At 30.2% G+C, this 8,418-nt stretch carries 9 protein-coding genes and 2 pseudogenes; all 11 read left to right on the plus strand.

Annotation, left to right across the window (positions count from 1 at the left end; genetic code table 11):
* Positions 1-262 (plus strand): annotated as a pseudogene (locus AACZ53_RS12450) (ABC transporter ATP-binding protein); the annotation flags it as partial.
* A 36-nt stretch (positions 263-298) separates the two neighbouring features.
* Positions 299-1,147, plus strand: a complete 849-nt coding sequence (locus AACZ53_RS12455) for an ABC transporter permease subunit (protein ID WP_339838981.1) — start codon at positions 299-301, stop codon at positions 1,145-1,147.
* A gap of 16 nt (positions 1,148-1,163) precedes the next feature.
* Positions 1,164-3,155: a choice-of-anchor L domain-containing protein gene (locus tag AACZ53_RS12460; RefSeq protein ID WP_339838984.1), complete on the plus strand. Its 1,992-nt coding sequence runs from the start codon at positions 1,164-1,166 to the stop codon at positions 3,153-3,155.
* A 2-nt stretch (positions 3,156-3,157) separates the two neighbouring features.
* Positions 3,158-3,529, plus strand: coding sequence for a fluoride efflux transporter CrcB (gene crcB, locus AACZ53_RS12465; RefSeq protein ID WP_339838987.1), 372 nt, complete (start codon positions 3,158-3,160; stop codon positions 3,527-3,529).
* A gap of 10 nt (positions 3,530-3,539) precedes the next feature.
* Complete coding sequence (locus AACZ53_RS12470; RefSeq protein WP_339838990.1) at positions 3,540-4,556, plus strand: bifunctional oligoribonuclease/PAP phosphatase NrnA; 1,017 nt, start codon at positions 3,540-3,542, stop codon at positions 4,554-4,556.
* Complete coding sequence (gene gldI, locus AACZ53_RS12475) at positions 4,553-5,101, plus strand: gliding motility-associated peptidyl-prolyl isomerase GldI (RefSeq protein ID WP_339838992.1); 549 nt, start codon at positions 4,553-4,555, stop codon at positions 5,099-5,101. The genes AACZ53_RS12470 and gldI overlap by 4 nt, the downstream gene beginning before the upstream one ends.
* Before the next feature lie 8 nt (positions 5,102-5,109).
* Complete coding sequence (locus AACZ53_RS12480) at positions 5,110-6,198, plus strand: peptidylprolyl isomerase (RefSeq protein ID WP_339838995.1); 1,089 nt, start codon at positions 5,110-5,112, stop codon at positions 6,196-6,198.
* A 16-nt stretch (positions 6,199-6,214) separates the two neighbouring features.
* A complete protein-coding gene (locus AACZ53_RS12485) occupies positions 6,215-7,285 on the plus strand; it encodes a peptidylprolyl isomerase (protein WP_339838998.1) in 1,071 nt (356 codons plus the stop codon).
* 178 nt (positions 7,286-7,463) lie between these two features.
* A pseudogene (locus AACZ53_RS12490) lies at positions 7,464-7,511 on the plus strand (hypothetical protein); the annotation flags it as partial.
* Between the two features lie 77 nt (positions 7,512-7,588).
* Entirely contained in the window at positions 7,589-8,218 is a 630-nt protein-coding gene (locus tag AACZ53_RS12495; RefSeq protein ID WP_339839001.1) for an NAD(P)H-binding protein, read from the plus strand.
* 9 nt (positions 8,219-8,227) lie between these two features.
* The coding region (locus AACZ53_RS12500) for a hypothetical protein (RefSeq protein ID WP_339839005.1) at positions 8,228-8,418 on the plus strand (191 nt) is incomplete at its 3' end.

The raw sequence follows: 8,418 nt of genomic DNA on the forward strand, positions 1-8,418 counted from the left end.
AGGTTTGGTAGATGAAATGGCTTCAAATGAAGGTTTCTTCGAATTACAAGCCAATGATAATTCGCTTTTAATGCAAGTTTTAAACAATCACCCTTCAGTTAAAAATTGTGTTGAAGAAGAAGGAAAAGTAATTGTTAATCTAAAAGGTAAATTAGAGGCTGAAGAATTAAACCAATTTCTTTTTGAAAACAAAATCATCTTAAGTCAATTAATCAAAAGAAAGCATAGTCTAGAAGAACAATTCTTACAATTGACTAAATAACCAATTCCATTTCTCCCATTACCTAAAACCATAAAAATGATACGATTACTCAATATAGAATTTCAAAAACTTTGGAAAAACAGAGCAAGCAAAGTATTAACTATAACTTACTTTGTTTTATTAACATTAATTTCATTAATAGCTGCTATTGAATTTGATATTGGTCCAATTCATATAAGTGTGGCAGATCAAGGTGTATTTAATTTCCCTTTTATTTGGCATTTTAATACTTATGTGGCTGATTATTTCAAGATATTCTTAGCCGTTGTAATTGTTTCCATGATGGCAAATGAGTACAGTTATGGTACCTTAAAACAGAATTTAATTGACGGAATGAGTAAGAAAGAATTTGTGCTTTCTAAATTTATTACGGTTATTTTATTTGCTTTAATTTCAACTTTATTTGTTTTTATTGTATCCCTAATTTTAGGCACGATGTATTCTTCTTACACTGAAATTGGAATCATTTTTTCCCAAATTGATTATTTATTGGCCTTTTTTGTAAAACTTGTAGCCTTTTTCTCTTTCTGTTTATTCTTAGGCGTTTTAATTAAACGTTCAGCTTTTGCTTTAGGTTTTTTGTTTTTCTGGTATATGTTTGAAAATATTTCGTTTGCCGTTCTTAAATATGGAATTCTAGGTCAAAAAAATAATGCAGAAACTTTTATTGATAAAATATATGATTTTATGCCTTTAGAATCTATGTCAAATCTAATAGTTGAACCTTTAACGAGATTAAATTTTGCCAAAACTATTGGTAGTCAAGTAGGCATTGATAACGTCAAAGATTACAGTGTACATTATTCAACTATGTTAATTGTAATTATTTGGACTGCAATTTTTATTTTTGGTTCTTATTACATAGTAAAGAAAAGAGATTTGTAGTATCTTTGCCTTCGCTATGAAAGGAATAAAATATATAATACCGCTTATTTTAACTGTATTTTTTAGTCAACAAAATTACAGTCAAAATATTACAATTGACGAAAATTATACAGCTCAACAGTTAATTCAAGACGTTTTAATTAACAGTCCGTGTGCAACCGTTTCTAATTTTTCAGTTTCAGGAGGAGATTTTGGTACAGGCCAAAAGAGTTATGCTTTTTTTGATGGAAATAGTTCAATTTTTCCATTTCAAAACGGTGTAGTTCTAAGTACTGGAAAAGCTTCAAATACTGTTGGTCCAAACAATACCCTTTCAGACGACAATGGAGTTAATTGGACTGGTGATTCAGATTTACAACAAGCCTTAAGTATTTCAAACACACTTAATGCAACTGTATTAGAATTTGATTTTACAACAATTGGAAGTAAATTTAGTTTTGACTATATTTTTGCTTCAGAAGAATATCAAGGAACAGCACCATGTACTTATTCTGACGGTTTTGCGTTTTTATTAAAACCCGTTGGTTCTTCAACGTATCAAAATTTAGCATTAATTCCAAATACAAATACACCCGTTTTAGTCACTACTGTTCATCCACAAATTGGAAATAGCTGTGGAGCCCAAAACGAACAATATTTTGGAGGCTATAACAATTCGAATTATCCAATCAATTTTAATGGGCAAACCGTAATCTTAAAAGCTGAAGCAACAGTATTACCTAATACATTGTATCACATTAAATTAGTAATTGCTGATGAAGGAAATTATCGCTATGATTCAGCCATTTTTATAGGTGGAGGAAGTTTTAATTTTGGATTAGATTTAGGTAATGATAGACTAATTGCTGATGGAAATCCGTTATGTAATAACGAAACTTTAGTTTTAGACGCTATACAAAATGGTACAAATACGTATCAATGGTTTAAGAATAATGTTTTGTTAGCCGGAGAAATAAATTCAACTTATACAGTAGTAAATGCTGGAACTTATAAAGTAGAAGTAAATATAAATGGATTATGTATTTCTGACGGAGATATTGATATTGAATATGCACCGGTTTTAATTCAAAATCAAACTGTGTTTAACAAATGTGATACTGACGGAACGATTGATGGCAAAACCAATTTTGACTTAAATACAATAAAATCTCAATTGTTTACTAATTTACCCGCTTCTTATCAAGTAGGATTATATGACAGTATGACAAGTGGTAATCAACTTCCTGCAAATTATACTAACACAACTCCAAATTCGCAAACTATATATGCTAGAGTAATTAATGTTCCTTGCTACTCAGATTTTCCTATTCAATTAAATGTAACTAGTTTAGATTTAGGCACCGATGAAAACGTAGGTATTTGTAATGGAACTCTAACTTCTATTTCTGTTCCTAGTGGATTTGCAACATATAACTGGAATACTAATCCTGTTCAAAACACAGCTTCAATTACTGTAAACACTTCAGGAACTTATACTGTAACTGCAACTAATTTAAATGGATGTAACGACACTAAATCCTTTTTTGTAACAGCATCAGAACCTGCAACAATAACGGGCATAACAATTAACGATTTTTCTGAAAACAATTCAGCAATTATTCAAGTTTCTGGAAATGGTGATTATGAATTTTCATTAAATGGTTTCAATTATCAAGACAGTAATACATTTACAAATCTTCAAACTGGAAATTATTCTTTCTTCATAAAAGACACAAAAGGATGTGGCATTACACCTGGAACTTTTCAAATATTAGCAGCACCAAAATATTTCACTCCAAATGGTGATGGTTTAAATGAATATTGGCAAGTTCCTTTATTAGCTTTGCAACCTAAAACCATTATTACTATATTTGACAGATATGGAAAGTTAATTTACAGTTTCAAAGCCAATCAAAATGGTTGGGATGGAAAATTTAATGGTGAGACCCTTTTTGCAGATGATTATTGGTACACCATTGTTTTTGAAAACGGAAGAATTGTAAAAGGCCATTTTAGTTTAATTCGTTAACTATGTTAAAAAATTTATTTTTAGTAGCAATCGGTGGAGCTTCAGGCAGTGTTCTGAGGTATTTAGTTCATTGGATTGTTTCAAAAAAATCGATTTCAAATTTCCCATACCAAACTTTTATTGTAAATATTATTGGTTGCTTATTTATTGGTATACTTGTTGGCTATCTAGCAAAAAACAATAGCCAAAATGAAACATTAAAACTCCTTTTAATCACAGGTTTTTGTGGCGGTTTTACCACCTTTTCAGCTTTTGGATTAGAAAACATAAACATGATTCAGAATCAAAATTACCAACTAGCACTTTTATATACTTCTCTATCGTTAATTTTAGGAGTTTTAGCAGTTAGTTTAGGAATATTCATTTCAAAATAATTAAAAATAAATGTTTAATCAAACAGAATTACAAGATTTAAAAGCACTTTTATTAGCTCCCAAAAAAATCAGCATTATTCCACATAGAAATCCAGATGGTGATGCAATGGGTTCTACTTTAGCTTTATATCATTTCTTAAAAAAACTAGATCATCAAGTTGTAATAGTTGCTCCAAATGAATTTCCAGATTTTTTAGCTTGGCTACCAGATGCAGATAAAATTCTTGTTTTTGAACGTGAAAACGACAGAGCCAAAAAAGAAATTGAAAGCAGTAAATTAATTTTTACTTTAGATTTCAATGCTTTACACAGAACAGGTGATGTAATGGGAGCTTATCTTGAAACATTAGATATTCCGATGGCGATGATTGATCACCATCAAGCACCAGACGATTATGCTAAATTTACTTTTTCTGATATTGCTTATGGTTCAACTTGTGAAATGGTTTATCATTTTATAGTTGCATTAGGTTATAAAGACAGCATTGATAAAGAAATAGCTACATGCATTTATACAGGAATTACTACAGACTCAGGGAGTTTTAGATATCCAAAAACAACTGGAACAACACACAGAGTTGTAGCCGATTTAATTGATAAAGGAGTAAACAATTCAGCAATTCACAACCAACTTTTTGACAATTCTTCAATGAATCGTCTTAAAATTCTTGGAATGGCTTTAAATAATTTAGTTGTTTTACAAGAATATAAAACGTCATACATTACTTTGTCACAAGATGAATTAGATAGTGCAAACAACCAAAAAGGTGACACCGAAGGTATTGTTAATTACGGATTATCTATAAAAGGCATAGAATTTGCAGTAATTTTTATCGAAAATAAAGAAGAAGGTATCGTAAAAATATCATTCCGTTCACAAGGAGATTTTGATGTAAATGCATTTGCACGAAATCATTTTAGTGGTGGCGGACATATAAATGCTGCTGGAGGAAAATCATTATTGTCATTACAGGATACTGTAAAAAAATTTATTGCTATTTTAGCAACTGAAAAAAAAGAAAAATGAAAAAACTAATCGTACTCCTAATTTTAAGTTCATTCTTTGTTAATTGTACAAACCAACAAGCTCGAAAACCAATTTCTCAATCGTCTGGTACATTTATTAATGAATCTATCGAAAGAAATAAAGTGCTAATCGCTGATGAAGAAAAAGCTATTGAAAATTTCATTAAAAATGATAGTTTAAACGAATACATTTCTTCTCCAAAAGGGTATTGGTATTCTTACAATACTAAAGTTGATGAAGTAACTAACACACCTGTAAGAGGAGATATTGCATATTTCGATTACGAAATCAGAAAGTTAGATGGTACAACTATTTACACTAAAGAAGAATTAAAGCCACAAACCTATTATGTAGACAAAGAAAACATTTTAATGGGTTTACGCGATGGTATCAAAATAATGAAAAAAGGGGAAGAAATCACGTTCTTATTTCCTTCTCACTCTGGTTTTGGTTACCACGGAGATAATAATAAGATAGGTACAAACGAACCTTTACTTTGCACAGTAACTTTAAACGACATAAAAAAAGACACGTCTAACAATTAATTTAAAAAATGAGAAAATTAAGTTTATTTTTTTTCGCTCTTGTAGCGCTTTTTACATCATGTAAAAACAATCCTTACGCTGATTTAGGTGATGGATTATTTGCCAATATTGAAACTTCAAAAGGAGATATTATAGTAAAATTAGAATATCAAAAAACACCTATAACTGTTGCCAATTTTGTTTCTTTAGCTGAAGGAAAAAATGAATTTGTTGATGAAAAATACAAAAATAAACCTTTCTATGATGGTTTAACATTTCATAGAGTTATTCCTAACTTTATGATTCAAGGTGGTGATCCAAATGCAAATGGAACTGGTGGACCAGGATATAAATTTAAAGATGAATTTGAGGCTACTTTATCACATAAAAATGCAGGAACACTATCCATGGCAAATGGTGGACCAGCATCTAACGGAAGTCAATTCTTTATTACTCACAATGATCAATCTCGTTTAGATAATATACATACTGTTTTTGGGGAGGTAGTTAAAGGGATGGAAAATGTTAACGCAATTGAGCAAGGCGATACAATAACAAAAGTATCAATTATTAGAAATGGTTCAGATGCTGAAAAATTTGATGCAGTCAAAACATTTACAGACTATTATAAAGTTGAAGCTGAAGCTGTTAAAATTGCTGAAGAAAAAGCAAAACAAGTAATAGCAGAAAAAGAAGCTTACTTAACTGAAAAAAGAAAAGAAACTACTAAAACAGCATCAGGTTTAGAGTATGTTATTATTAACAAAGGAACTGGAACAAAACCAAAAGTAGGCACTCAAGTATTTGTAAATTATGCAGGATATTTTGACAACGGCGATATGTTTGACACTAGCTATGAAACTGTAGCAGAACAATACGGTCGATTAGATGTCAGAAGAAAAGAAATGAAAGGATATCAACCATTCCCTTTTGACTATGGGAAAAAACAAGGATTGATTCCTGGATTTATAGAAGCCTTAGAAAACATGAAGTTTGGTGACAAAGTAATTGCTTATATTCCTTATCAATTAGGATATGGGGAACAAGCAAATGGACCAATTCCTGCAAAATCAAACTTAATTTTTGAAATAGAAATGCTTGAAAAAGCACCACAATAATAAATAGATATTTAAAATGAAAAAACTAGTAGCACTTGCATTGTTATTTACTTCAATCTTCACTTTTGCACAAAAAGAAGATGGGTTATATGCACAAATGAAAACCAACAAAGGAGATATTTTAATAAAATTAGAATATCAAAAAACCCCGATAACTGTAGCTAATTTTGTTTCGTTAGCCGAAGGGACAAATCCTTTTGTGGAAGAAAAATTAAAAGGAAAACCTTTTTATAATAGCTTAAAATTCCATAGAGTTATTGCCGATTTTATGGTACAAGGAGGTGATCCAGAAGGAACTGGTGCAGGTGGACCAGGTTATAAATTTAAAGATGAATTTGATCCATCATTAAAACATACAAAAGGAGGAATTCTTTCTATGGCAAATGCTGGACCAGGAACAAACGGTTCTCAATTTTTCATTACACACAAAGCAACACCTTGGTTAGACAACAAACATAGTGTTTTTGGAGAAGTTCTTGAAGGAATGGATGTTGTAAATACTATTGCTCAAGGAGATCAAATAATGGAACTAAACATCATTAAAGTTGGTGCTGAAGCAAAAAAATTTGATGCCAAAAAAGTGTTCAGCGATTATTATAGTAAATTAGGAGAAGAAGTTAAAGCAGCAAAAGAAATAGCTGAAAAAGCAGCAAAAAACAAAATGGCTTTCTTAACTAAAATGAGAAAAAAAGCTACTAAAACAGCTTCTGGATTAGAATATGTACTTATTACTAACGGAAAAGGAGCTAAACCTGCAGCAGGAACTAATGTAAGTGTAAACTATGCTGGATATTTCGAAAACGGTGAAATGTTTGACTCAAGTTATGAAGCAGTAGCAAAAGAATACGGAAAATATGATCACAGAAGAGCTGACAGTAATGGTTATCAACCTTTTCCATTTGAATATGGAAAAAAAGAGGGTTTAATACCTGGATTTATAGAAGGATTAGAACAAATGAAATTTGGTGATAAATTACTAGTATTCATTCCATATCAACTAGGGTATGGAGAAAAAGGTGGCGGTCCAATTCCGGCAAAAACAAATTTAGTTTTTGAAATTGAAATGTTAGAAAAAGTCGCTGAATAAATTATATTTATATAAAAAAATACAAAAAAAGCATTTAGAATTTTAGTTCTAAGTGCTTTTTTTTCTAAAACCAAAAATCAAAACGTATCACATATATAGAAACCGACTATAAAAAAATATACGTATGAAAACAAAAACTACTTAAACCCAACAAGTACGTTATTTAGACAAACTAGTAGACGAATTAGCCAAAGAAAAAATAGAAAATATATTAAGAAAATCATAAACCAAGACAGATAAGATAAAACGGTATAAGTTTTTGGTATATTTGATAAAAGCTGAAAAAAATCAAAAATATATCAAATGAAAGCACTTATAATCGGAGCAACCGGAGCAACTGGAAAAGAGTTATTACAAATGATTTTAAAAGATAAAACATATAAACAAGTTGACATCTTTGTTAGACGAGAAGTAAATATAGAACATGAAAAATTAAAAGTTCATATAATAGATTTTGATAAGTCCGAAGAATGGAAAGCACTAGTAAATGGAGATATTTTATTTTCTTGTTTAGGTACAACCCTTGAAACAGCTGGCAGTAAAGAAGCTCAATGGAAAATCGATTACGGCTATCAATATGAATTAGCCAAAATTGCTCAAGACAATAATGTAAATAATTATGTTTTAATTTCCTCTTCTAATGCATCTTCTAACTCCTTACTTTTTTACACAAAAATGAAAGGAAAATTAGAAGAAGCTGTGAAAGTCCTTTCTTTTACAAAATTAATTATTTTTAATCCACCCATTTTAATAAGAGAAGACAGTGAACGAAAAATGGAAGTTATAGGAATTCAAGTAATTAAATTCTTCAACAAATTAGGTCTATTCCATTCACAAAAACCAATGGAAACAAAACTGTTAGCAAAAGCAGTAAAAGTTTTATATAATGGACAACATTCTATAGTAGGACAAAATATTTTGAAATTTACATAAACAAAAACATTGAACAAACATTTAAAAAATTTAGAATTATTTCTAAAAGGATCCAACTTCTACAAAGGTATCAGGCTATCTTTTGCTGTGGTGACACCTTTTGTTGTACTATCCCTTTTAGGATATTCTCAGTTTGCTCCTGCTATTGTGGTTGGTGCGTTCTTAAATGCTCCAGGAGATATTCCTGGAAGTTTAAAACG

Origin of the sequence: uncultured Flavobacterium sp., assembly GCF_963975005.1 — a bacterium.
GTDB lineage: Bacteria > Bacteroidota > Bacteroidia > Flavobacteriales > Flavobacteriaceae > Flavobacterium.